A 23314-nucleotide genomic window follows, 5' to 3' on the forward strand; every position below is an offset into this window, starting at 1 on the left:
CTTGCGTCGCCGGCCTCGCGGCGCGGCAGTCCCGGAACAAGGAATGACACCATGAGTCCAAAAGTCCTGATCGTCGGCGCAGGTGCGGTTGGGGGATATTTTGGGGCCCGAATGGCGACGGCGGGACATGACGTCACGTTCCTGGTGCGGCCCAACCGGTTGCGGCAGCTGCGCACGGATGGGCTGCGGCTAATCAGTCCGTTGGGGGACGCCAGCCTCGCGCCGAAAATGGTGACATCCAACGGCATCGATGGCCCTTATGACGTCATTCTTCTCAGCGTAAAGGCATACTCCCTCGCGTCCGCGATGGACGATTTCGCTGCCGCCGTCGGCCCGGACACGCGCATCATACCCCTTCTCAATGGCATGCGGCATCTCGATGTGCTGGCAGAGCATTTCGGAGATCCGAAGGTCCTGGGTGGGACGTGTTTCATCGTCAGCAAGTTGGATTCTGAAGGACAGGTCGTTCAAGTGGGATCACTCCCCAAACTGACCTTTGGCCCGCGATCCGCTGGCGACGACTCCTCGATCCGGAACCTCAAGGACGCTCTCTCCGGTCCTGGCTTCGAGACTGTATTGTCGGACAACATCATTCAGGAGATGTGGAACAAATGGGCTCTGCTGGCATCGCTGGGCACCGTATGTTGCCTGATGCGGGCCACCGTGGGGGAAGTGGCCAGCGCGCCCGCGGGTGAGGAATTCGCGCGGGCGACGATCGGTGAATGCGCTTCTATTGCCGCGGCGGCGGGATATCCGCTCACCGAGGAGACCCTGGGCGGTATCGTCCGGCTGCTGACTGCAAAGGAATCCTCCCTGACATCGTCCATGTTCCGTGATCTGTCCCAAGGCGCTCCCATCGAGGCGACGCAGATCATTGGCGACCTCGTGAAGCGTGCCCGCGCGCATCAGATTGCCACGCCGATTCTCGATCTGACCAATCTCAATCTCACTGTCTACGAACAGAGAAGGTGACCCAGCTCTGGTCAAGTGGTTTGAGTCGCCGGGAGATTTGGCGGAAGCCAATTTTCTCGAATTACGCGGTAAGGGAATTTATCATCATAATCGAGCAGTTGTATCCAATCCTGTACACTGAATGATGAGAAATAGACGGTTGCTCACAGTCCAATCAATGTGATCATTCCGGTTACGGCCGCACCGAAAGCCACGTCAGGGATTCCCATGAAAGCCAAAATGAGCCCACCCAAGGCCCCGCCAACGGAGATGCCAAAGAACTGCATCGAATAGTGCAGCGCAAGAATGGCGGCGTGTTGGCCTGGAGCCATATCCGTCATTCTATGCTGTTGTGCGATACCGCCGCTCCACCAAGCACCGCCCCATAAAGCCGCCAACAGGATCATGACCGCCGTTTCGGCGCGTCCAGAATGGTGCAGGGTGGCGAGGCCTCCCATCAAACTAAACAGGCCAACCATGATCCCGATCGAAATGAAAAGGATGCGCCGAGATCCATAGCGGTTGATCATCGATCCAGCGGCAACGCCCGCTACAGTTGCGACTGCGCCGAACACGGCCATTAACGCCGCGACCCATCTGGAATCCATACCGGCCGCCTGATGGGCCAGCGGGGTCAGATACGTATAGGCGGTCAACGCACAGACGAAGAGCCCAAACGATACGGCCAGTCCTCGCCGGACAGACGATTGCCGCAGAAGGGCAAAGCGTGTCTGAAATGGGACGATTGGCGCCGGCGGTACGGATGGAAGCATCAGCCCGATGCCGACGGCTGCCGCTCCTCCCAATGAAGCTACGAGCATGAACGCCCCCTGCCATCCCCATACGGTGCCGGCTATTGTCCCTAAAGGTGCGCCCATGGCCAGTGCCAGCGCATTACCGGTCGCGGTGATCGAAAGGGCATGGCCTCTCTTTTCGGGTGGCGACAGCGCCACCGCCGCAGCACTCGCCGGCGCCATGAACAGTGCGGCAGTCAGTGCGGCCAATACGCGCGCCAACGCCAGGAACCACCAGGATTGCGCGAAGGCTGCCAATAGATTCGCCAGAGAGAATCCAACGAGCGCAAGGATAATGAGGCGCTTGCGTGGGAAGGAATCCAGCCAGGCGACAAGAACCGGACCACCCAAGGCATAAGAAAGGGCAAAAATGGTCACTAACTGCCCACATGCCGCTACGGACACGTGGAGGTCCGCTGAAATCATCGGCAGGAGCCCAGCGATCGCGTATCCCTCCGTCCCGATCGCGAACGTGCCGAATGCCAGAAGGAGGATTCTTGGGTCGATCATAGTATGATGGTATAACAACCCTTGTACCATTGTCAGCGGTGCCTCCGTTCAAGAATCGTTGTATCGTCGTGTCATGCGTGAACGCCGCCACATAGACCCGAGCGATGTCGACCTCCCGACCCTGATGACGGCTTTCACCGATCCACTGCGCCTGCGCATCATCGGGATTCTCGACCGGAATGGGGAGACGCCCTGCGCTGCAATCTATCATGAGATAGGCATCAGCAAATCCGGCGCTTCCCACCATTTTCGGGTGCTGCGCGAGACTGGCGTCCTGCTGTCCCGTACGTCAGGACGCGATCATTATGCGTGTCTCAGGCGTGAGGAACTGGAGAAAGCCTACCCAGGCATTCTCGATGCGGTGTTGGGTGAACTGAGACGCCAAGCATCAATTGAACGCGAAAGAGATTCACCCGTTGCGAAGTAGTATTATTTGTTCTGTTTATTTTCTAGGAAATAGATTCCTCTTACGTTCGTTATCTACACACCGAAATAGTCAATATTTATCATGTGTTTAATATTTTTTAGTTTTGGAAACACAATTCGAAAAACATATGACTGCAAAAACTCGTGTATTGCCAACTCATCCGCTCAAATCTTCCTCGCCAGAAGGGACACAAAGTAAGTGACTAAATTCGACGTTTGTACCTGGAACGACGACAGAAGGAAGATTGACCAGGTGTGTCTCAAAGCCGTGAAAGAAAGTGACTTCATATGAGAGCAGGTGAGAAATATGATGCAACTCTCCATGAGATCGTTGCACGCCATGCATCCCAAAGACCTCTCCCTTCTTGCCGCACTCGATCTCCTGCTGACCGAAGGCAGTGTCGCGCGTGCCGCCGCACGCATGAATCTCAGCACACCCGCGATGAGCCGTATCCTCGGCCATATCCGCGATCTGACTGGCGATCCAATTTTCGTGCGCGCTGGCCGGAGCCTCGTCCCCACGCCGAGAGCCGAAGCCATGCGTCTGCCGGTACGGGAATTGGTCGCCCGCGCGCGGAGCATTCTGGGTAATGCCGGGGATCTGGATCTCGATCGTCTCGATCGAACCTTTACCCTACGTGCAACGGATAGTTTTATCGGCTCCTTCGGGCCGCGTCTCGCCGGCCATCTCACAACTCTTGCGCCAAAAGTCCGACTTCGTTTCGTACCGCAAAGGGACGAGAGTGTCGACGATCTGCGGGAAGGGCAAGTTGACTTGGATATTGGAGCAATTAGCCATACCGGCCCGGAAATCATGACGCAAACTATTCTGTCAGACCGATTTGTCGGCGTCGTGCGGCCTGGGCATCCGCTTTCAAGTGGTCGTATTACGTCTGCCCGTTTCTCTCGTCAGCGGCATATTTCTGCGTCCCGCCGCGGTCGAATGCATGGTCCGGTAGATCAGGCGCTGGGTAGCCTCAATCTATCACGAAATGTCGTAACGATCGTGCCCACTTTTTCGGATGCCTTATTATTCGCACGCCAATCTGAACTTGTGGCAGTCGTTCCTGATCGACTGACGGAAGTAGCGCGACAGGACATGGTCTCCTTCCCGCTCCCGGTCGAAACCGGATTGCTCAACATCTCGCAAGCCTGGCACCCAAGGTTCCAAGCCGATGCAACACATCAATGGCTGCGCGCCTGTGTTCGAGAGATCTGCGCCGAAGACACCAGCAGCAAGCAGGCGTATTGCAAAATACAAAACAATAAAATCAGATAATTTCAATTATCGCGTGATCGCAGATAACGCAGTGTCTGTCTGGCAGCCATCCTCGATTCTATTGCGGGAACAGGGTCGTTACGAAACCTGCTCTTAGCAGACCATGACGGAGATACCGTGTGTCATCCACCACATCAACGGCGACGAGTAACATCACGCCCCTATCGGGCAGCCAAGCTACACAGCGGCTGTTGCCGTTCGCGCTGCTTGTTTTTCTAGGCTACTTGAGTGTCGGCATGCCGTTGGCGGTCCTTCCCGGCTATATTCACGAGACATTGGATTTTGGTCCGACAGTCGTCGGTTGGGTTATCGCCACCCAATCCATAGGAACATTGCTTACACGCCAATTCGCGGGTCTCATCACGGACACGCGCGGCGCGAAGAATGCGGTTATCGTTGGCACTGTGGGATGCGCTTTGGCCGGGCTCGGGTATGGCATATCGGGCATAATCAACGCCATGCATATATGGAGCCTTGTCGCTCTTCTGGCCGGGCGTGCAATGCTGGGATTGGGGGAGAGCCTCCTGATTACTGGTGCTTTGTCTTGGTGCATCGGAACCGTCGGTCCGCGCCATACCGGTCGCGCGATGGTCTGGGTTGGAATTGCCATGTTCGGCGCCATCGGGGCTGGTGCCCCCATTGGGGCCGCGATCATGAACAAGTACGGTTTTATGGCAGTTGCCGCTACGGCTTCCGTTTTGCCGCTTTTCGCTCTAACGGTGGGGCTGCGAAAGGCATCGATTGCGCCGAACGGAGGACGACGACTAGCTTTCCATAAAGTGGTCGGTCTGATCTGGCGGCATGGTATGGCCCTTGCCCTGAGTACTGTCGGCTTCGGCACGCTTTTTGCTTTTCTCGGTCTGGATTACGCGGCTCAAGGCTGGTCCGGCGCACCTTACGGGCTAACCGCTTTCGGTATCGCATATGTCGCGGCACGCTTGTTTTTCGGCGGCCTGCCGGATCAGCTTGGTGGCCAGAAAGTCGCAATGGTCACGATCCCGATCCAGGGACTGGGGTTGATCGCCTTATGGCTGGCGCCGAACCCGGTCGCGGCCTTAGCGGGATCCGCACTTCTCGGGGCCGGATATTCACTTACTTTCCCCGCGTTGGGTGTCGACGCGGTACGGTATGTTCCTCCACAAAACCGTGGCGCGGCCATGGGCGCCTATGTGGCGTTCGTCGATATTGGGCTGGGCATTACGGGACCGATCGCAGGCACCGTCGCAAGTCATTTTAACTATCCAGCCACATTTTTTGTTGCTGCGATCGCAACCATCGTCGCGATATTCGCCGCAGTGCAAGCTCACCGAAAGGATGGAACGCGCGCAATAGGGACCGATAGTTTTTCGTAACATCAACAACCATCGAACAATATCCAATAATTCATAAGCACAAAGATTAAACGCTGTAGAAATTATACAATAAAGCAGGCCACCTCATGCATCTCGCGGAACTGCGCTATTTTTTTCCGTGCTCGAAGCCGGAAGTTTCGGGAAGGCCGCGCAATCCTTGCAGATGCTAGAGCGCGTCCACTGAACTATGAATCGTGGGGATGACGCGGAGCGTGGATTGTGATTCACCGTTTTCATTGATGGAGATGGTGATGGCGCGAGCATTGAGTGACGATCTTCGGGTGCGCGTTCTGGAAGCCGGCGCAGCGGGCGGGTCAGCCCGTTCAGTAGCGAAGCGGTTCGGGATCGGGATTTCGACGGCGATCCGGTGGCTTCGACGCGAGCGTGAAAGCGGCGAACGGGCGGCGCGCCGTCAGGGCAAGCCACGCGGTTCGCGGCTGGACGGGCATGAAGCCTTTATTGTTGGCATGATTGAAGCGCAAACAGACATCACGCTCAACGAGATGGTGGCGCGCCTGCAGGGTGAGCAGTCCGTCGGGATCGGCCGCAGTATGCTCAGCCGATGGCTGCGGCAGCGCGGGTGGACATTCAAAAAGAGACCGCACATGCATTGGAGCAGGAGCGCGAAGATGTGCTGACACGTCGGCAGGACTGGTTCGACGGCCAGCCTGACCTCGATCCGTACCGCCTGGTCTTCATCGACGAAACCAGCCTCTCCACGAAGATGGCACGCCTGCGTGGTCGCGCTTTACGCGGAGAACGCTGTCGGGCTGGCGTTCCTCATGGCCATTGGAAAACAACGACTTTCACCGCCGGCTTGCGCCTCACGGGTATGACTGCACCCTTCGTGCATGATGGCGCCATGAACGGCGAGATTTTTCAGGCCTATGTCGAGCATGTTCTCGTGCCGACGCTCAGCCCGGGCGATATCGCTGTGCTGGACAATCTGCCCGCTCACAGGGTTCCGGGAGCGCGAAAGGCCATCGAACGAGTGGGGGCATGTATGATGTTCCTGCCTCCCTATAGTCCCGATTTCAACCCGATCGAAATGGCATTCGCCAAGTTCAAGGCCCTCTTACGCGCCAAGGCAGCAAGAACCGTCACAGCGCTATGGGACGCCGCCGGATCGGTCCTGGATGATTTCACTCCGGACGAATGTGCCAACTTTTTCACCGCCGCAGGCTATGAACCGGAATAACGTGGACGTGCTCTAGTATCGACTCTCAGCCAGGCAGTCAGTCGCCTTGAGGATAAGCTGGCGGTAACACTGGTTGAGCGAAGCCCGACCGGAATCCACGCCACAGCATCGGGACGCCAAGCGATGCGCCACATTCGTCGTGTCTTGAATGAGACAAATGCGATGAAGGAGACGCTCGAGCGAAGTAATACCGGTGAGGCCGGGGAAATTCGTCTAGGTTTTTACCTACCGCCATTTAATAGCTTTCTGACGAAACTGCTATTGGAATGGCGCGCGGCCCATCCGGGCGTCTGCGTGACGCCCTATGAATCGGGCGACCGTAGTCTCCATGCGGCACTAACTGATTGTCAGATCGACGCAGCTCTGGTGCCGGATTTCTGCTCCATAATTATGAAACTGGCTGTCTCGTCTTTTCCGAACCCCTTATGGCAGTAGTGCCGACCAGTCACCGTCTGGCCAGCCAATGGGATTTGCGTTGGCGAAACCTGCAAACCGAGATCCTGCTTCTATGGGCGGCGGAAAAGGGCGAGGCCTGTCGTGAGTTCTTCGCTGCACGGCTGCCTGGCACAAGCTTACGTGTGTTCGAGGCGGATAGCCTGACCGTACTTGCCTTCGTGCGCATAGGCTACTGCATCACGATCTCAGCGGGGCTTATTCTACCCTAAATCTACCCGGCCTAGTGTTTGTGCCGATCGTCGAGGAGAACGCGTATGTCGACGTTAGCCTGACATGGCGACCGGACTCCGAAGATCCCGTGATGGGCAAATTCGTCGCCTTCATACGGGATCGGACGGAGCTCTACCGCCGAACCCCGCCTTCCGGCGTTGCTTTCGGAAACCCCGATCCGTCTCCATAAAGCGCGCGAGCATCGGCACGACAAGCTTAGCAGGCATTATCTCGTCCTGCCCGCTCTCTCGTGAGAGAAGGCGCGCGTATTCAATAAGATCTCGATGCACAGCGGCGGGTAGCTCAATGGTCAGACGCACCGGCTTGTCATTCGCGATCGGCCCCAGCCTGAGTTTCGTCATCGGGAAACCTCCTGTCTGAACGGGGTAAGAACCAGGTCACGATGCACCGTCACCCGCACCGGAAAGCCCGGCCGGATTGTGTTGGTCGGCTGGATATTGAGTGACCGTCCCACGATCTGCTCACCGATCTGGTTGAAGCCCTGCGAGCCGCCGGTGCGCAACGCCTGGGCGATGCCGTTGCCGCCGCTGATATCGGCCTCGGAGCCGATGCTGAGCACGGTCGAGACCAACGCGGCCTTGAACACCTCGCCCCAGTGGTTGTCGGTCTGGTCCTGCAATCCGGCGAAACCCGCCGCATCGGCGGCCGGCTCATTCTCCAGCACGATCGAATCCCCGGCACCGCGCATCAGCCGGGTCCAGACCAGCAGCACCCGCTTCTGGCCATAAGCGATCTGGGAGTCATAGCGGCCGATCAGTGTCGCCCCCTGCGGGATCAGCAGGATATGCCCGGTCGGACTGTCATAGACATTCTCCGTGACCTGCGCCGTGACTTCGCCCGGCAGGTCGGAGCGGATGCCGGTAATCAGCGCACCGGGAATAATCGATCCCGCCTGAAGCACATACGGGCTGGGAGCTGATTTCAGACGCGCATTACTGACGGTTCGCAGGTCAACCGGCCCGTCGAGAAACGCCTGCCTGCGATCGGTAGCAACGCTACTGGGCTGGATTGCCGTCGCGTCCGCCGCCGCCGGTGCTGCGACATCCCGGCCCATCTGCGTCTGGGTGAACAGATGACTGACCCGTGCCGCTTCCTGCTCCTGGGCGATGCGCTGCTTCTCCGGATCGGCGGGCGCCGCCGGTGTCGCCATGCCGGCCGTACTTACCCCTGCTCGCAGCATGGGACCGCCGAGGTCGCCCGGCAGCGGTGGGCCGAGGCGCGGCGGATGGCTATAATCGCCCGGCAGATTGGCCAACCCGTCCGGCGTGGTTCGGCTGCCGGTATTGTAGAGTTCGGCACTGCTCTTCGGTGGCGCCGGCTTCAACGCCAGATAGAGCGCGCCGCCGACGCCAAGCGCCGCGATGGTGGCCAGCCCAAGGATCACTTTGCGCGACAGCCGCGTGACCGGCGGCCGCGTCGTCCGCAGCCGCATCTCGCCCGGTGGCCTGACGGCGGCCCCTGGCGTTTCGGTGCCGCCACTTCCGGCGCTGTCGTTCATGACCGCCGCGACCCGTCAGTGCGGACGATCCGCACTACCTGCTGGTGCTTCGCACCCAGCCGAAGTTCGGCGGCGGCAAACAGACGATCGACGATCATGCGGTTGCCGCGCACCCGGTAGTTCACCAGTTGGCCGTCGCCCTGCGGGCCGATCACCCACAGCGGCGGCATCTCCCCCTGAGCGATCCCGGTCGGAAACTCGATGAAGACCTGCCGCCCATCATCGAAGGCCCGCAATGGCCGCCACGGCGCCTCGTCGCCCTCGATCCGGTAGCGGAAAGTCAGCGCGTCGAGATCGACGCCGGTCGCGACTGGCGTCGTGAGGTCCGCGTCACGATCCTGGCCGCGCAGGGCAACGATCTGGTCCTGCGGATAATCCCACGACACCGACGCCATGTAGGTCCGCTCATCGGAACGTAGTTCCAGATGATAGGTGCGCCGGTCGGTATTGATGACCAGGTTGGTCGTCAGGTCCGGACGGGTCGGCTTGAGCAGGATGTGAATCCGTTTCGACACCCCTGCCCCGCTCTCGGTGTCGCCGATAATCCAGCGCACGGTATCGCCGACGGCGACCGGGCCGAAACCGACCAGCTTCTCGCCCGGCTGCAGCGCGATATCCGTGATTTCGCCCGGCGCCGCATAGAGCTGATAGAGCGCCCCCTCGGAAAACGGATAGACCTGGATCGCATTGAGATAGCCGGCCCGCGTCGGTTGGATCCGCGCCGCACTGTTGGCGCGCTCGACCCGCTGGTGCGGATCCGTCGGGTCCGGCACCGCATGCCGGGTTGGGATCGGCTTGAGCTGCCCCGGTAACGGCAAGGGCTCGGGGAGTGCCACCACCTGCACCGGCTTAGGCGGGTCAGGCGTAAGCACTGCCTGCCGGGGCGTATCGTCGTATCTGATGGCAGGCGGCTTCCATGAGGAGCAGGCCGCCAGCGGCGCCAGCAGGATCATGAACGGCGCGATGGTGTTGAGGGTGCGCATCAGCCGAGTTCCCTAGACCAGTTGAGGGCGTGGATGTAGATGCCAAGCGGGTTTTTCCGCAGCCGTTCGGCATCGGTTGGGGTGCTGACAACGATGGTCAGGATCGCGCTCCAGCGCTCAGTGGCAGCCAGCGCACCATCGACATAGCGGCGCTCGATCCATTCCACCCGGAAGCTGTCGTCGGAAGCGCGGATCACGCTGGCGATCTCAACCGCCACCTGCATCTTGCCGATCCGGTTGAACGGATCGCTGGTGCGGGCATAATCGTTCAGGGCCAGTGCCCCGCGATCGGTGACGTAGTTATAGGCGTCGAGCCAGTTCTGGCGCAGCACCACCGGATCGGCCGGGATGCCGCGCACCTCGGAGATGAAGCGCGCCAGATACCAGGCGATCTGCGGATCGGTCGGCCGATAGGCGGCGGTTGCCGGACCGACGGCCTGCGCCTGACCCAGCCGGTCGATCTGCACCACCCACGGCGTGACGGTGCCGCGCGCCGACTGCCAGACCAGCCCGGCGGCGAGGCCACCGCTCAAAGCCAGGCAGCCGAAGAAGGCCAGCCGCCAGTTGCGCGCCTGGACACGGGCCGAGCCGATGCGGTCGTCCCAGACCTGTCCGGCCCTGTGATAGGGCGTCTCGGGTTCCGGTGTTCTTCCGAAACGCACATTGGGGCGGCGGAACATGGCTATTCTCCCTCCGAAAGATCGACGTCATGGCCGCCGCTGGGCCGGTCGCCGCCCTTGATCGCCTGCGCGGCCGCTTCCGCTCCGCCCTTGATCCGGTTGTTGCGCTGCATCCGGCTGGCCCAGGCCGGTGGCTTGCCGGCAGCACTCGCTCCGCCGCCGGCACTCGAGGCCGTGGCACTACCCGCGCCACCGGTCGCGGCCGCCCCGCCGGCCTGATAGCTGGTGCGGACACTGGCCATGGCGCGGCGCAACGGGCTGGCGGCGGCGGACATTCCGGCCTTGGCGACACCGGCCGCGCCGCCGGCCCGATAGGCGGCGGTCGTGCCACCCGCGACAAAAGCGCCGCCCCGCACGGCGGCGGCCGCCGCTCCCACAGCCAGTCCGGCCCCTGATGCGGCGGCCACACCGGCACCAACGACCCCGGCGGCCGTGGCGACAGCGGATCCCGCGCCCAGTTGCGGACCACCGGCGATCAGCCCGTTGGCCAGCGCCGGACCGAACACGGTCAGACCGAGCAGCGTCAAGGACGCGAGGATCAGGGTCAGCGCATCATTGATGGTCGGCGGGTTGTTGAAGCCACTGGTGAACTGGCCGAACACCGTCGAACCAATGCCGACGATGACGGCCAGCATCAGAACCTTGATCCCGGCCGACACGACGTTGCCCAGCACCTTCTCGGCGAGGAAGGCGGTGCGGCCGAACAGACCGAAGGGCACCAGCACGAAGCCTGCGAGCGTGGTCAGCTTGAACTCGATCAGCGCCACGAAGAGCTGGATCGCCATGACGAAGAAGCTGATGACCACGATCAGCCAGGCGATCAGCAACACGGCGATCTGGATCGCGTTGTTGAAGATGGCGACGAAACCGACCAGCGAAGAAATCGAGGTCAGGATCGGCTTGCCGGCATCAATGCCGACCTGCGCCAGTCGTCCCGGCTGGAGCAGTTGCGCCTGAGTAAGATGCCCGCCACCGGCCTCGATGCCCAGCCCGGCGAAGGATTCATAGATGATCCGTGCCAGCCCGTTGAAATTGCCGATGATGAAGGCAAACAGGCCGATGAACAGGGTCTTGCGGATCAGCCGCGCCAGCACGTCCTCATCCGGGGCCAGCGCCCAGAACAGACCGGCCAGCGTGATGTCGATCGCAATCAGCATACCGGCGAGCCAGTGGACGTCGCCCTGCACCAGACCGAACCCGGAATCGATATACTGGGTGAAGATGGCAAGGAAATTGTCGATGACGCCGGTGCCCTGCTGCATGGCGTCACCGTGCCGCGTCGGGCGCGAAGAAGCGCTTGCGGTTCTCGGCCCAGATCGCAGCACAGGCCGGATCGCCGTCAGCCTTCATGCCGAGCGCCTGGCAGCGCGCCAGACCGGTGGCCAACCGGTCACGCGATCCCGGCGGCCCGAGATCGGGCACACCGACGTCATGGGGGACGTGCCGGAGATGCAGGCTGGCGGCGACCAGGATCAGAACGACCAGCCCGACGGCCACGAGCCGGAAGACGATCGGCAGGGAGAGACGGAACGGGCGCATCAGTGGAACATCTGCGCGGTGCCGGGCGTGTAGCCGGCGCCGTAATCGAGGAAGTTCGCGAGCTGGGCGCGGCCCTGCTCCTCGCCCTCGACCTGACGGGCGCCTTCCAGCGCCTGGGCGCGGCCCATCGCCGTAACGACGGCGGTGAGGTCGGCAAGCTGGCGCGTCTGGAGGGCTGAGAGCTGGTTGCCTGATTGCGCGGCCTGCAAGGCGCCGGTCGCGGACTGGCTCGACGTCACCAGACTGTCGATCTGGCTGCGCGTGGCATCAAGATTCTGCACCGCGCCGGTCTGCACCCGCAGCCCGTCCTGATAGGCGCCCCGCGCGTTCTGCCATCGCGTCTGGGCATCGGCGGTCATCTGCGCCGCTGAGGTCGGACTACCCAGCGCCTGGGGATAGGTCTGGGTGAAGGCCTGATCGATGCTGGACAGGTTATAGGAAAGCCCCTGCGCCTGACCGACGATTGCTGCCGTCTGGGCGATCGACTGGTCCAGCGGCGCTAGCACGGAGAACGGCAGACTGGTCAGATTGCGGGCCTGGTTCTCCAGCATGGTCGCCTCATTGGTGAGGCTCTGCGCCTGCTGGTTGACCTGCTGCAGTGCCCGAGCGGCAATCAGGACGCTCTGCACATGATTGGCCCCGTCATAGACCGCCCATTGCGCATGGGCCGGCACGCTCACGGCAAGCGGCAACAGAAGAACAGCACCGGACACGAAAACCGATTTCATTATCAGCCGATTTCTCATGACCCTGCTCCCGGATTGAGCATCTCCACCGCCCACTCGACGCCTTTGTGCACGAGCCATGCCGCCGCGAAACCATCGCGCCCGTCCCGGGCAAAGATCCGGTCGATGGCGGCCTGGTCGCCGGGCGACGACGCGGCGGTGAAGGCCAGCGCCACCTCGGACAGGCCGAGATCGAACAGCCTGTTGCCTCTGCGGGACTGGCAGTAATAATCGCGCTTGGGTGTGGCCCGGCTGAGGATCTCGATCTGACGGTCGTTCAGCCCGAAGCGGCGATAGATCGTGGTAATCTGCGGCTCCAGCGCCCGATCATTGGGCAGGAACACGCGTGTCGGGCAACTCTCGATCAGCGCCGGCGCGATCGGACTGGCATCGATATCGGCCAGCGACTGGGTGGCGAAGATGACGGAGGCGTTCTTCTTGCGCAGCGTCTTCAGCCATTCCCGGAGCTGGCCGGCGAAGGCGCGATCGTTCAGCGCCAGCCAGCCCTCGTCGATGATCAGCAGCGTCGGGCTGCCGTCAAAGCGGTCTTCGATGCGATGGAACAGATAGGACAGCATGGCGGACGCGGCACCGGAGCCGATCAGCCCCTCGATCTCGAAGGCCTGGATGTCGGCGACACCAAGACGCTCATGTTCAGCGTCGAGCAATTGCCCCCACGGACCTCCAACACAATAGGGCTGGAGGGCCTGCTTCAGCGCCAGCGACTGGAGCAGCGCGGACAGGCCGGTGATGGTACGCTCCACGACCGGCGCCGAGGCCAGCGAGGTCAGCGCCGACCACAGATGCTCCTTGAGGTCGGGCGCAACCGCGACGCCCTCGCGCTCCAGCAGTGTCGCCACCCATTCCGCCGCCCAGGCCCGTTCGCCCGGCTCCTCGACCCGCGCCAGCGGCTGCAACGCGACAGGGTCGTTGCCATCCTGTGCCAGCGCGCCGCCGAGATCGTGCCAGTCGCCCCCCATCGCCAAGGTGGCTGCACGGATCGAGCCCCCGAAATCGAAGGCGAAGATCCGCGCCCCGGCATAGCGGCGGAACTGCATCGCCATGAAAGCCAGCAGCACGGACTTGCCGGCGCCGGTCGGCCCGGCGATCAGCGTGTGCCCGACATCGCCGACGTGGAGTGCGAAGCGGAACGGGGTCGAGCCCTCGGTGCGGGCATAGAATAGCGGTGGTGCCGCGAAATGCCCGTCCCGCTCCGGCCCCGCCCACACTGCGGAGAGCGGGATCATATGGGCAAGGTTCAGGGTCGAGACGCAGGGCTGGCGGACATTGGCGTAGACATGGCCCGGCAGACTGCCGAACCAGGCCTCTATGGCGTTCACCGTCTCACGCATGCAGGTGAAGTCGCGGCTCTGGATCGTCTTCTCGACCAGTCGCAGCCGGTCAGCGGCGACGGCCGGATCCTCGTCCCAGACCGTGACGGTGGCGGTGACATAGGCCTGCCCGACCTGGTCGGTGCCGAGTTCCTGCAACGCCGCATCGGCGTCGGCGGCCTTGTTGGCGGCGTCGGAATCCAGCAGCACCGAGGCCTCGTTGGTCATGACCTCCTTGAGGATGGCCATGATCGATTTGCGCTTGGCGAACCATTGCCGCCGGATCCGGCCCAGTACTTTCGTTGCGTCGGTGCGGTCCAGGCAGATCGCCCGCGTCGACCAGCGATAGGGAAAGGCCAGCCGGTTCAGCTCGTCCAGCAGCCCCGGCCAGGTCTGGGTCGGAAAACCGGTGACGGTGAGCGTGCGCAGATGCGCGTCGCCCAATCGGGGCTCCAGGCCGCCAGTCAGTTCCTCGTCGACCAGGATGGCGTCGAGGTGCATCGGAATTTCCGGCACCCGGACCCGCTGCATGCGCGTGGAGATGCAGGAGTGGAGATAGGTCAGGGTTTCGCCGTCATCGAGCCAGTCGGCTTCCGGCATGAAACCATCAAGCAGGGCCAGCACCCGGTCGGTCTGGTCGATGAATCCCGCGACCACAGCCTGCCAGTCGGAACCGCCACGGGCGCGGTTCTCATAGAGCAAAGCCTCCGCACGGGCAGCATCGTCCGCCGGTGGCAGCCAGACCAGGGTGAGGAAATAATGGCTCTCGTAATGCGCGCCCTCTTCCTCGAATTGCGCCCGACGTTCGGCGTCGACCAGTTCGGAGGCGGGATCGGAGATCGGGCCGGACGGATAGCCCCGTGCCGGGCGGCGTTGCGCCTCGACGAAGAGCGCCCAGCCGGAGCCCAGCCGGCGCAGGGCGTTGTTCAGTCTTGACGTGATGGCGACCAGTTCGGAGGCGGTCGAGGAGTCCAGGTCCGGACCGCGGAACCGGGCGGTACGCTGGAAGGCGCCATCCTTGTTCAGCACCATGCCCTTGGCGACCAACGCCGCCCAAGGCAGGAAATCGGCCAGCCGGTCGCGGCGATGACGGTATTCGGCGAGGTTCAGCATGACGCGCTCACCCGACCAGATGGGTGGGATAGCGCAGGTGACGGCGCACCACGTCGACGAAGGCGGGATCGCGTTTGGCCGCCCAGACGGCGGCGAGATGGCCGACCAGCCAGAAGATCCCGCCGGCGATCCACAGCCGCAGGCCGAGGCCGATTGCCGCCGCCAGCGTGCCGTTGACGATCGCCACCGTGCGTGGCGCCCCGCCGAGCAGGATCGGCTCGATCAGGGCGCGATGCACCGGGGCGGTGAAGCCGGGAATGGCGTCCGGCTCCATCAGATCAGCGCCCCGCCCGAGAAGGAGAAGAAAGACAGGAAGAAGCTGGAGGCGGCAAAGGCGATCGACAGGCCAAAGACGATCTGGATCAGGCGGCGGAAGCCACCCGAGGTTTCCCCGAAGGCCAGGGTCAGGCCGGTCACAGTGATGATGATCACCGAGATGATCTTGGCCACCGGCCCCTGCACGGATTCGAGAATCTCGTTGAGCGGCGTTTCCCACGGCATACTGGAGCCGGACGCATAGGCCGGGGCCGACAGCAGCGTTGCGGACAAGGTAGCGCCCGCCACGGCGAGGCGGCGGCGCAGGGCGAGCGTCGGGGTCATGACAGGTCTCCGGCAGGTGTGAGGATGTAGTCGCCCTCCGGGGCCAGCCCCTGGACGGTGGCGAGTTCGACCAGGCGCCGCGCGCTGCCACGCCCGGACAGGACGGCGATCACGTCGATTGTCTCGGCGATCAGGGCACGCGGGACGGTAACGACGGCTTCCTGGATCAACTGCTCCAACCGGCGCAGGGCGCCGATCGCGGACCCCGCGTGCAGGGTGCCGACACCGCCGGGATGGCCGGTGCCCCAGGCCTTGAGCAGGTCGAGCGCCTCCGCGCCGCGCACCTCGCCGATGGGAATCCGGTCGGGGCGCAGGCGCAGCGAAGAGCGCACCAGGTCGGAGAGCGAGGCCGCGCCGTCCTTCGTGCGCAGGGCGACCAGATTGGGCGCCGTGCATTGCAGTTCGCGCGTGTCCTCGATCAGCACCACCCGATCGCCGGTCTGCGCGATCTCGGCCAGCAAGGCGTTGACCAGCGTGGTCTTGCCGGTGGACGTGCCGCCGGCAACCAGAATGTTCTGCCGCTCCGCGACGGCGCGGCGCAGAAATTCGGCCTGCGCCGCGGCCATGATCCCGGCGGCCACATAGTCGTCGAGCGAGAACACCGCGACGGCTGGGCGCCGGATGGCAAAGCAGGGTGCGGCCACCACCGGAGGCACCAACCCTTCGAACCGCTCACCGCTTCCGGGAAGTTCGGCGGAGACGCGCGGGCTGGCGGGATGCACCTCGACCCCGACATGATGGGCCACCAGGCGGACGATCCGCTCGGCGTCGGCCGGCCCGATCCAGGTGCCGGTGTCCTCCATGCCGCCAGCCAGCCGGTCGATCCACAGCCGGCCATCGGGATTGAGCATCACCTCGACGATCGATGGATCATCGAGATGCCCGGCAATGGCCGGGCCGAGGGCGGTGCGCAGCATGCGCGTGCCTCGGGCAACGGCTTCGGAGCGGAATGGAGCGACGGTCATCGAAACCCCGTGATTGGCCTCGCGAGGGAGGCAATGGATCAACGGGGTCGATTAGAAAGAGGCATGAACACGGAAGCGCAACAAGTCTCTTTGGTCGTAGGGCGCCGGGATAGAAGAACTTGCATAGGAGTAGAGTGCGTTTGGCCGGTGACGGGGCGAAAGGGCGCTGCTACCGTCCTCGGATTCGACCACGACACGGACCTGCGCCCGCATGAGCAAAGCCTTCATTGCCGCCGTTCTTCAGGATTCCCTCGACTGCACGGGCGTTGCCGCCACCAAGGCCGCCGATGACCTGGTCGGAGCTATTGTCGCCGAACTGAAGCAGGAGGGCGGGTTCACGCTGCCGTCCTTCGGAACCTTCACCGTCCACAAGACCAAGGCCCGCAAGGCGCTCAATCCCCGCACCGGCGAACCGGTGAAGGTCAAGGCGGGCAAGACCGTGCGCTTCAAGGCAAGCCCAGTGCTGAAGAAGGCAGTCTGATTGGACACGTCATCCAGTGACCGTCAGATGGTAATTTTCGGAGATAAAAGATTAGGAGACAGGCGGCTTCCGCCCTCTCTGCAGACACTTATCGGTCTAAGATCTGTTTTCCCAAAGCGGACATTCATCGTAAGCGCTGGTTTTCATCTCGCGACAAAAGAATGGTACGGTCGGTTTCTTCTAGCGGACGCGCTCTATCGGGCCGTGCGCAGCGAGATCGCATCTTTTGCGGTGATCGTGGACGCCAAGGGCGAAGGCGCGAAGCGCTTCTATGAGCGAGAGAGTTTTTTACCGTTTCCAGATCAACCGATGAAGCTTTTCCGGCCTATGGCGGATATTGAAGTATTGTTCAACTAAGGGGGGGCCCGTGGCGGATTCCGACGGAGAAGAGCCTGAGAAATTGACATTCAAATTTCTGCGGGGTGTCGAGGCTGATGCCGGCGATCTTGAATGGCCGGCCGGTGCCGATGTCGTCAGGAAAGCGCTATCGGAATCTCTGAATGCAAAGAACGTAGCGTTCCTGCTCGGGGCAGGATGTTCGTCGTATTACGTCAAGGAAACTGACGACTTGCTCGGCGATGACTGGCGGGAGGTTGGCATCCCGACCATGGCGCCTCTTGCCAAGGAGTTCACGAAAGCGCGGGCTTCCGACGAGGCGAGGTTCCCGACCGCAGTCGAACGGAAAGTCCTTTCTGACGAGTTGGGGATAGATATCGGCGGGAACGAGTATGCCCGCAACCTTGAACGGTTGATGGAGCTGCTGTTCAGCCTTCGGTTCTCGCTTTCTCGAAGCACGCTTGCGAAGGCGGAAGGTAATCTGAAGGTCGTCAATTCGATCATTAAGAAGGTGCAGGCTTTCCTCTGGGACAAATGCACGAACGGAGCGTTTGCCAATGGCGACAGCACCGTCGGGATGCTCTACGAAACATTCTACAGAAAGCTGGTCCTGCGTGATCGCTCGCTGCCGCGTCCGTGGATTTTCACCACCAACTACGACCTTTTCAACGAGACGGCGATGGACCGGCTTGGCCTGCCCTATGCCAATGGCTTCTCCGGTGTGGTTGAACGCCGCTTCAATCCGGCGACCTTCCGTTACGCACTCGCCGAGCAGCTTGATCTGACCAACAGGAAATGGTCGGCTGTCGATGGCTTTGTCTATCTCGGCAAGATTCATGGGTCGATTAGCTGGACCGAAGACGATCACGGCCTGTTCCCGATCCGCGAAACGGCTGTCTCGAAAAAGCAGGAACCGGGAAAGGTGATGATCTATCCCACCCCTGCGAAGCAAAATTCCAGCCTCGGATCTCCCTATGCGGACCTGTTCCGCGAGTTCCAGTCGCGGATCGTGAGGGAGCAAAGTGTTCTCTTCACCATGGGATATGCCTTCGGCGACGAACACATCAACAATATCATCTATCAGGCCCTCACCATACCGACGTTTCGGCTGGTAATCTTTGTCGATCCGATGCTGGAGGGAGAAGTGGCCAAACTCCGCGCCCTGAACGATCCCCGCATCTGGATCATCGGTGGCAGCGGTCCGGAAGCCGATCGCAAGGCGCATTATTTCGATACGATCATTGAAGAGTTTATGCCCCAGCGGCCGAGCGAGCGCATCGACGATGCAATCCGAAAGGTGCTGGAGGTGATGTCCCCGAAGAAGGCTGAGGCTCCGTCCATCGCTGGAGACAGCGAATGAGCCGCGACGACCGCAAACGCGCCATCGGCAAGGTGGTCTCCGTCGCGGCTGATCGCTTCGTCGTAGAGATGCACGCTGGCACAGACAATTTCACCGTCGTCGGGTTCGATGACGTCCATTATGTCGCCCGTCTCGGCTCGTTCCTGATGATTCCGGTTCAGACGGAATATGTCGTGGTGGAGGTTGTCGGCCTGAGAGAGCGGGACATCGCCAGCGTTGGACGTGGCGAGAGCGAGCTGGACAAGGCCGCGTCTGCGAAGTATCTCGACGTCGTGCCGGTCGGGATGCTGCCACAGGACCGGAGCGCAAAGTTTCGCTTCGGAGTCTCCGTCTTTCCGTCGCTCTATGCGGATGCTCTCTATGCTCTCGATGCAGAGCTTGATCGCGTTTTCGAGACCGATAAGCCGAGCGAACCCGCTTCAGGCCTCAATGGTGCCCTGCCAGTGCCCGAAGATGCGACGCGCTTTCGCGCCATGTCGATCGGCCGCTCTGTGGTATTCGAGGGCTATGACGTCAAAGTCCGGATCAATGACTTTTTCGGCGGCCATACCGCTGTCCTTGGCAATACCGGGAGCGGGAAGTCCTGCACCGTCGCGTCGGTGCTCCAGTCGTTGTTCGACAAGGCGGACGAGTTCCATGCTCGAGGTGCGACGTTCGTGGTCTTCGATGTAAATGGCGAATACGCCAATGCGTTGATGCCGCTCGCCAAAGAGAACGGCATTGGCGTCGCCCATGTTGTGCTGGACGGAACTGCGAATGACCACAAATTCCGCCTCCCGCACTGGTTCCTGGAACAATCGGAATGGGAGTTGCTTCTGCAAGCCAGCGAGCGAACACAAATTCCGGTCCTTCGTACAGCTTTGGGACTGACAGGGCTGTTTCGGGAAAACACTCCAGAAGCGCTGGCAATCAAGGAGCACTTTATCGCTACCTGTGTCATTGAATGCTTCAGAGGTGCCGATGGGGATTCGCCAGTCGCGAAGTTTCAACGTGTCGTATCGTTGTTCCAGAAGTACCCAACGAAAGACCTGAACATAAATCTTCTTCAGAAATACGGAGCAAACTACCAGTACGGAAATTTCAGAGATGGGAACCTGGCTCCATTTCTGGATGAGGTTCGCAAAAAACTTCGAAAGGATGTTGATCTGCCGTCCTACAAACAGGCGCCGTTCACGTTCGATGATCTTGAGGAATGCTTGGATTTTGCAATTCTCTATGAAGAGGCGCATGGCAACAGGCAAATCCGTGATTACTGCTCACAGATGTTTACCCGGTTCAAGTCGCTTCGCGATAGATCCGAATATGCGTTCATGCGTTATGACATAAAGCCGGGCGAAGCGACCCCGACTATGGAGGCTTTCCTCGAACAGCTACTTGGGCTGTCAAAAAATGGCGACCACTGGAGAAAGCGCCATCAGATCATCATCGTGGATATGAACGCCGTCGAAGACGAGGTGGTCGAACTGGTCTCGTCGGTCCTTGCACGAATGACATTCCGTCTGCTTCGGCAAGCCGAACCAAGGAACCGCTTTCCTGTTCACCTCTTGCTTGAGGAGGCCCATCGCTACATCTCCGAGACACCGTCAAAATTTGCAATTGACGCCAGCAAAATCTACGAGCGCATCGCCAAGGAGGGACGAAAATATGGACTTTTCCTGCTGGTCGCGTCGCAACGACCCAGCGAACTTTCTAAAACTGTTCTCTCGCAATGCTCGAATTTTGTGATCCATAGAATTCAGAACCCGGATGACCTTTCGCAGATCCGGCAGATGACGCCATTCATTTCCGATGCGGTCCTGAAGCGTTTGCCGTCGTTGCCTAAGCAGCACGCGCTCGTGTTTGGAACATCGGTGAACCTCCCAACCACCTTCAAGGTGCGGGAGGTAAAACCGCTTCCAAAAAGCGATGACGCGAAGATTGGGGAACTCTGGTTCCACGAAGAGGGACGTGCAGCTCAGATCCGGATCTCGGCGCCTCCTGTCCAGAATGTCGATCTGAAGGGCGTATTCGACTGATGATCGATGTCTCAAATCTGGAAGAGTTAGCAGCGGCGCTGGAGGCCAGTCCAGACTATCGGGTGCTACGGCGCCTTCGACCGCGAGAGCCAGTGGAAGGATACGACGCCACCGAGACGCGCCTAGGCTTGATGGTCGACGTCGAGACGACAGGCCTCGATCCCGATCTGGACGAGATTATCGAACTGGCAATGGTGCCTTTTAGGTATGCGCTGGATGGGATGATCGTGGAGGTCCAAGAGCCCTTTGACCGTCTCCGCGAGCCGACGAAGCTGATTTCGCCCGAAATCACAACGTTGACCGGTATTTCTGACACCATGGTGTCTGGCAAGTCAATTGATCCGGAAGAGGTTGCTGCTTTTGCTGCTCCGGCTGCTGTGGTGATCGCTCACAATGCAGCGTTTGATCGGCATTTCCTTGAACGCTTTAGTCCGGTGTTCTCAACCAAGCCTTGGGCCTGTTCCATGTCGGAGATCGACTGGGCGGCTGAGGGGTTCGAAGGCACCAAACTCTCCTACCTCGCGATGGCCCTAGGTTTCTTTTACGATCGGCATCGCGCTGCGAATGACTGCTTGGCCGCCATTGAAATCCTCGCGCAAGAACTGCCGAGAACGCACGTTCCGGCTCTTGTCAGGCTGCTGGATCGTGCACGCCTGCCAACCTGGCGGATCTGGGCCGAAAATTCGCCGTTCGAATTCAAAGATATCCTGAAGGCTCGGGGATATCGTTGGAACGGCGAGGAGAATGGCAAGCCCCGATCTTGGTATTTCGATGTTGCTGACGCTGAAAAGGATGCAGAAATATCCTACCTTCTACGTGAAATATATCGATACGAAGCAGACATAAGAACTGTTCGTGTTACTGCTTACGATCGTTTTTCTAGCAGAGTTTAGGCGATGTATCGTCTCGATTTCCGATTAAGATGAACATTTGTTATTGGGTATGAGTGCAGACCGGCAGTGAGCTAAATCTATCTTTGTTGGGGACGATTTTGAAGAATCCGGCCGTGAGGCTATCTCAGTTGCACGCTTGGCGTCATGAAACTGAATTGCGCGGTTTACAACCTCGGCTCGATGCTTATTGGGCAGTCGATAGTAATAGGCCGGACGGTACCGACGCAGAGCGGGAAAACTATTACCGACAGGTGGTGGCGCCTCACGAAGATGCCTTTCTCGCCGATTTCCCTCAAGGTGTGCCGAAAAGAGCCGCCTGGGAGGTTATCCTGCGTGAAGAGAATTGGCGCTCGGTGCTCCGAAACTGGCGCCACGGTGGTCAACAAATATTCGAGTTTGCGCCAGACCTGTTGGCAATGCTGGCCGATACGGACGTGGATGAGTTGCCCATCCAAAACCTGCGGATGCCATACGACACGTTCTATGTCGCTCTTGCGCCGGGACATTTTTTGCCCGACTACAATCGCGACTGGGTCATCGATGGGTTCTATGTCACGGCTGAAATTTGCCTGGTTGACTCTCTCCGGATGAAGCCCCGTCCTCCGAACGAACTGATCGCTGAGCAGAGGAAGCAATGGGCGGATCTTGAGCGAATACCAGGCGCTCTGGAGAGGCTGTGTAAGGACGGCTCAGAAAGTTTTGTAAGCTTTGACAGTTACATTGCGAAGCTATTGGCCGAAAATACGGCTGTCCAACAGCTTTACGACCGATACCTGCTAGATCCCGATGCGGTGATGGATGAAATCGCAGAAAAGGTGGATATCCGCGGTTCGGGCGAGTGGCGCTCATACTTGATGTTCACGGTGGATTTCACGTTCCGTCAGCGCAATCATGCTCCGGCGTCACTTTCATTGACCGATCTTTTGGGCCAGCCAACGCTCCGTGCGCACTACGATTTTGTCTCGCACCGCAATACGGTTAGAGATGGCATCGAACGCGGTCGCCGATCGGCGATTCCAATGGATACCTTTCGAGAAGAAGACGGGCATCCTGACGATCTTCGCAACGTGATTTCCGATCCGACGGTTCTGGAAGAGGTCACGCGACTGGTGTTCAACCTCGTCTGCTACTTGAATTATCCCGAACGCGCTCAGGAAAAACGACTAAACGATCCGCGTATCCATGAAAAAGTCGGGCGGGCCAAGGGCAAAGCCAGAAAAATGGCAGAGGCGCAAGCACGTCAGGACGGTTGCCGTTGGATCAATTTCTGCGGCTATCGAACGTCATTCGAGAAGCGAAACACGCTCGGCGGGACGGCCGTTGGTCACTGGCGCCGAGGACACTGGCGGAATCAACGGTTTGGGAAGGCGCTGGCAGAAAGCAGGTTGCTGTGGATTCGGCCAACGATGGTTGGAGCCGACAAGAATATCATTGACAGCCGTCCGACGCTTTACGGAACGTCCTAGATGATGCTTGGGACGCCATGATAATAACCGGGATAGCAAGGTATCCGGCATGAAAGAAGGATTTCTTTTTCAATGTCATGGCTGGCTGCTCGACTTTCTCTGCGTGATTTTGGGGCTCTTGGCTATAATTCG

At 60.5% G+C, this 23314-nt stretch carries 25 protein-coding genes; 13 read left to right on the forward strand and 12 right to left on the reverse strand.

The window, feature by feature from the left end; all coding sequences use genetic code 11:
• Positions 1–51 precede the first annotated feature (51 nt).
• Positions 52–972, forward strand: coding sequence for a ketopantoate reductase family protein (locus tag J2D73_RS14945; RefSeq protein WP_012553942.1), 921 nt, complete (start codon positions 52–54; stop codon positions 970–972).
• A gap of 143 nt (positions 973–1115) precedes the next feature.
• Here the strand turns inward: J2D73_RS14945 and J2D73_RS14950 are convergent, their stop codons facing one another.
• Entirely contained in the window at positions 1116–2285 is a 1170-nt protein-coding gene (locus J2D73_RS14950; protein WP_012553943.1) for an MFS transporter, read from the reverse strand.
• Positions 2286–2328: 43 nt separating this feature from the next.
• On the opposite strand from J2D73_RS14950, the gene J2D73_RS14955 reads away from it, so the two are divergent.
• From J2D73_RS14955 to J2D73_RS14980, 6 genes are all read left to right on the forward strand, one after another.
• A complete protein-coding gene (locus J2D73_RS14955) occupies positions 2329–2682 on the forward strand; it encodes an ArsR/SmtB family transcription factor (protein WP_183010076.1) in 354 nt (117 codons plus the stop codon).
• 306 nt (positions 2683–2988) lie between these two features.
• The gene (locus tag J2D73_RS14960) at positions 2989–3960 is read left to right on the forward strand and encodes a LysR family transcriptional regulator (RefSeq protein ID WP_207882559.1); all 972 of its coding nucleotides are present in this window, start codon (positions 2989–2991) and stop codon (positions 3958–3960) included.
• A 119-nt stretch (positions 3961–4079) separates the two neighbouring features.
• On the forward strand, positions 4080–5312 hold the full coding sequence (locus J2D73_RS14965) for an MFS transporter (protein ID WP_207882561.1): 1233 nt from the start codon (positions 4080–4082) through the stop codon (positions 5310–5312).
• A 251-nt stretch (positions 5313–5563) separates the two neighbouring features.
• A protein-coding gene (locus J2D73_RS14970; RefSeq protein WP_243429985.1) for an IS630 family transposase occupies positions 5564–6510 on the forward strand; the annotation gives its coding sequence in 2 pieces (ribosomal slippage) (positions 5564–5909 and positions 5909–6510; 948 coding nt in all).
• Positions 6511–6672: 162 nt separating this feature from the next.
• The gene (locus J2D73_RS14975; protein ID WP_207882563.1) at positions 6673–6945 is read left to right on the forward strand and encodes a type 2 periplasmic-binding domain-containing protein; all 273 of its coding nucleotides are present in this window, start codon (positions 6673–6675) and stop codon (positions 6943–6945) included.
• Entirely contained in the window at positions 6936–7175 is a 240-nt protein-coding gene (locus tag J2D73_RS14980) for a type 2 periplasmic-binding domain-containing protein (RefSeq protein ID WP_207882565.1), read from the forward strand. Before J2D73_RS14975 ends, J2D73_RS14980 begins: the two co-directional genes overlap by 10 nt.
• 111 nt (positions 7176–7286) lie before the next feature.
• Here the strand turns inward: J2D73_RS14980 and J2D73_RS14985 are convergent, their stop codons facing one another.
• Genes J2D73_RS14985 through trbB form a run of 11 tightly spaced genes read right to left on the reverse strand, consistent with a single transcriptional unit; the run spans position 7287 to position 16631 of the window.
• On the reverse strand, positions 7287–7538 hold the full coding sequence (locus J2D73_RS14985) for a DUF2274 domain-containing protein (protein ID WP_176613991.1): 252 nt from the start codon (positions 7536–7538) through the stop codon (positions 7287–7289).
• Positions 7535–8695, reverse strand: a complete 1161-nt coding sequence (locus J2D73_RS14990; RefSeq protein WP_207882568.1) for a TrbI/VirB10 family protein — start codon at positions 8693–8695, stop codon at positions 7535–7537. Before J2D73_RS14990 ends, J2D73_RS14985 begins: the two co-directional genes overlap by 4 nt.
• Positions 8692–9678 (reverse strand): P-type conjugative transfer protein TrbG, encoded by a 987-nt coding sequence (gene trbG, locus J2D73_RS14995; RefSeq protein ID WP_207882570.1) that lies wholly within the window; start codon positions 9676–9678, stop codon positions 8692–8694. The genes J2D73_RS14990 and trbG overlap by 4 nt, the downstream gene beginning before the upstream one ends.
• Entirely contained in the window at positions 9678–10358 is a 681-nt protein-coding gene (gene trbF, locus J2D73_RS15000; protein WP_207882572.1) for a conjugal transfer protein TrbF, read from the reverse strand. The genes trbG and trbF overlap by 1 nt, the downstream gene beginning before the upstream one ends.
• 2 nt (positions 10359–10360) lie before the next feature.
• Positions 10361–11620 (reverse strand): P-type conjugative transfer protein TrbL, encoded by a 1260-nt coding sequence (gene trbL, locus J2D73_RS15005; protein WP_207882574.1) that lies wholly within the window; start codon positions 11618–11620, stop codon positions 10361–10363.
• A gap of 4 nt (positions 11621–11624) precedes the next feature.
• The gene (gene trbK-alt, locus J2D73_RS15010; RefSeq protein WP_113596911.1) at positions 11625–11897 is read right to left on the reverse strand and encodes a putative entry exclusion protein TrbK-alt; all 273 of its coding nucleotides are present in this window, start codon (positions 11895–11897) and stop codon (positions 11625–11627) included.
• Positions 11897–12643 (reverse strand): P-type conjugative transfer protein TrbJ, encoded by a 747-nt coding sequence (gene trbJ, locus J2D73_RS15015; RefSeq protein ID WP_207882576.1) that lies wholly within the window; start codon positions 12641–12643, stop codon positions 11897–11899. Before trbJ ends, trbK-alt begins: the two co-directional genes overlap by 1 nt.
• Entirely contained in the window at positions 12640–15066 is a 2427-nt protein-coding gene (gene trbE / locus J2D73_RS15020) for a conjugal transfer protein TrbE (protein WP_207882578.1), read from the reverse strand. Before trbE ends, trbJ begins: the two co-directional genes overlap by 4 nt.
• A 7-nt stretch (positions 15067–15073) precedes the next feature.
• On the reverse strand, positions 15074–15340 hold the full coding sequence (locus J2D73_RS15025) for a VirB3 family type IV secretion system protein (RefSeq protein ID WP_077807154.1): 267 nt from the start codon (positions 15338–15340) through the stop codon (positions 15074–15076).
• The gene (locus tag J2D73_RS15030; RefSeq protein WP_019086273.1) at positions 15340–15666 is read right to left on the reverse strand and encodes a TrbC/VirB2 family protein; all 327 of its coding nucleotides are present in this window, start codon (positions 15664–15666) and stop codon (positions 15340–15342) included. Before J2D73_RS15030 ends, J2D73_RS15025 begins: the two co-directional genes overlap by 1 nt.
• Positions 15663–16631, reverse strand: a complete 969-nt coding sequence (gene trbB / locus J2D73_RS15035; protein ID WP_207882581.1) for a P-type conjugative transfer ATPase TrbB — start codon at positions 16629–16631, stop codon at positions 15663–15665. Before trbB ends, J2D73_RS15030 begins: the two co-directional genes overlap by 4 nt.
• A 211-nt stretch (positions 16632–16842) precedes the next feature.
• On the opposite strand from trbB, the gene J2D73_RS15040 reads away from it, so the two are divergent.
• Genes J2D73_RS15040 through J2D73_RS15065 form a run of 6 tightly spaced genes read left to right on the forward strand, consistent with a single transcriptional unit; the run spans position 16843 to position 23182 of the window.
• Entirely contained in the window at positions 16843–17112 is a 270-nt protein-coding gene (locus tag J2D73_RS15040; RefSeq protein WP_182959353.1) for an HU family DNA-binding protein, read from the forward strand.
• Positions 17113–17469 (forward strand): hypothetical protein, encoded by a 357-nt coding sequence (locus tag J2D73_RS20890; protein WP_243429986.1) that lies wholly within the window; start codon positions 17113–17115, stop codon positions 17467–17469.
• 10 nt (positions 17470–17479) lie between these two features.
• Positions 17480–18808: an SIR2 family protein gene (locus J2D73_RS15050; RefSeq protein ID WP_183009832.1), complete on the forward strand. Its 1329-nt coding sequence runs from the start codon at positions 17480–17482 to the stop codon at positions 18806–18808.
• Positions 18805–20823 carry an ATP-binding protein gene (locus tag J2D73_RS15055; protein ID WP_183009833.1) on the forward strand — a complete coding sequence of 673 codons (2019 nt, stop codon included), beginning with the start codon at positions 18805–18807 and terminating at the stop codon, positions 20821–20823. Before J2D73_RS15050 ends, J2D73_RS15055 begins: the two co-directional genes overlap by 4 nt.
• Positions 20823–21716 carry a 3'-5' exonuclease gene (locus J2D73_RS15060; RefSeq protein WP_116100232.1) on the forward strand — a complete coding sequence of 298 codons (894 nt, stop codon included), beginning with the start codon at positions 20823–20825 and terminating at the stop codon, positions 21714–21716. The genes J2D73_RS15055 and J2D73_RS15060 overlap by 1 nt, the downstream gene beginning before the upstream one ends.
• A gap of 53 nt (positions 21717–21769) precedes the next feature.
• Positions 21770–23182, forward strand: coding sequence for a hypothetical protein (locus J2D73_RS15065; RefSeq protein ID WP_207882582.1), 1413 nt, complete (start codon positions 21770–21772; stop codon positions 23180–23182).
• Positions 23183–23314: the final 132 nt, after the last annotated feature.

This window comes from Acetobacter sacchari, from assembly GCF_017377715.1.
GTDB lineage: Bacteria > Pseudomonadota > Alphaproteobacteria > Acetobacterales > Acetobacteraceae > Acetobacter > Acetobacter sacchari.

Coding starts and splice junctions, on each gene's coding strand:
- J2D73_RS14945 (WP_012553942.1), top strand. CDS start 52: ATGAGTCCAAAAGTCCTGATCGTCGGCGCAGGTGCGGTTGGGGGATAT.
- J2D73_RS14950 (WP_012553943.1), bottom strand. CDS start 2,285: ATGGTACAAGGGTTGTTATACCATCATACTATGATCGACCCAAGAATC.
- J2D73_RS14955 (WP_183010076.1), top strand. CDS start 2,329: ATGCGTGAACGCCGCCACATAGACCCGAGCGATGTCGACCTCCCGACC.
- J2D73_RS14960 (WP_207882559.1), top strand. CDS start 2,989: ATGATGCAACTCTCCATGAGATCGTTGCACGCCATGCATCCCAAAGAC.
- J2D73_RS14975 (WP_207882563.1), top strand. CDS start 6,673: ATGAAGGAGACGCTCGAGCGAAGTAATACCGGTGAGGCCGGGGAAATT.
- J2D73_RS14980 (WP_207882565.1), top strand. CDS start 6,936: ATGGCAGTAGTGCCGACCAGTCACCGTCTGGCCAGCCAATGGGATTTG.
- J2D73_RS14985 (WP_176613991.1), bottom strand. CDS start 7,538: ATGACGAAACTCAGGCTGGGGCCGATCGCGAATGACAAGCCGGTGCGT.
- J2D73_RS14990 (WP_207882568.1), bottom strand. CDS start 8,695: ATGAACGACAGCGCCGGAAGTGGCGGCACCGAAACGCCAGGGGCCGCC.
- trbG (WP_207882570.1), bottom strand. CDS start 9,678: ATGCGCACCCTCAACACCATCGCGCCGTTCATGATCCTGCTGGCGCCG.
- trbF (WP_207882572.1), bottom strand. CDS start 10,358: ATGTTCCGCCGCCCCAATGTGCGTTTCGGAAGAACACCGGAACCCGAG.
- trbL (WP_207882574.1), bottom strand. CDS start 11,620: ATGCAGCAGGGCACCGGCGTCATCGACAATTTCCTTGCCATCTTCACC.
- trbK-alt (WP_113596911.1), bottom strand. CDS start 11,897: ATGCGCCCGTTCCGTCTCTCCCTGCCGATCGTCTTCCGGCTCGTGGCC.
- trbJ (WP_207882576.1), bottom strand. CDS start 12,643: ATGAGAAATCGGCTGATAATGAAATCGGTTTTCGTGTCCGGTGCTGTT.
- trbE (WP_207882578.1), bottom strand. CDS start 15,066: ATGCTGAACCTCGCCGAATACCGTCATCGCCGCGACCGGCTGGCCGAT.
- J2D73_RS15025 (WP_077807154.1), bottom strand. CDS start 15,340: ATGGAGCCGGACGCCATTCCCGGCTTCACCGCCCCGGTGCATCGCGCC.
- J2D73_RS15030 (WP_019086273.1), bottom strand. CDS start 15,666: ATGACCCCGACGCTCGCCCTGCGCCGCCGCCTCGCCGTGGCGGGCGCT.
- trbB (WP_207882581.1), bottom strand. CDS start 16,631: ATGACCGTCGCTCCATTCCGCTCCGAAGCCGTTGCCCGAGGCACGCGC.
- J2D73_RS15040 (WP_182959353.1), top strand. CDS start 16,843: ATGAGCAAAGCCTTCATTGCCGCCGTTCTTCAGGATTCCCTCGACTGC.
- J2D73_RS15055 (WP_183009833.1), top strand. CDS start 18,805: ATGAGCCGCGACGACCGCAAACGCGCCATCGGCAAGGTGGTCTCCGTC.
- J2D73_RS15060 (WP_116100232.1), top strand. CDS start 20,823: ATGATCGATGTCTCAAATCTGGAAGAGTTAGCAGCGGCGCTGGAGGCC.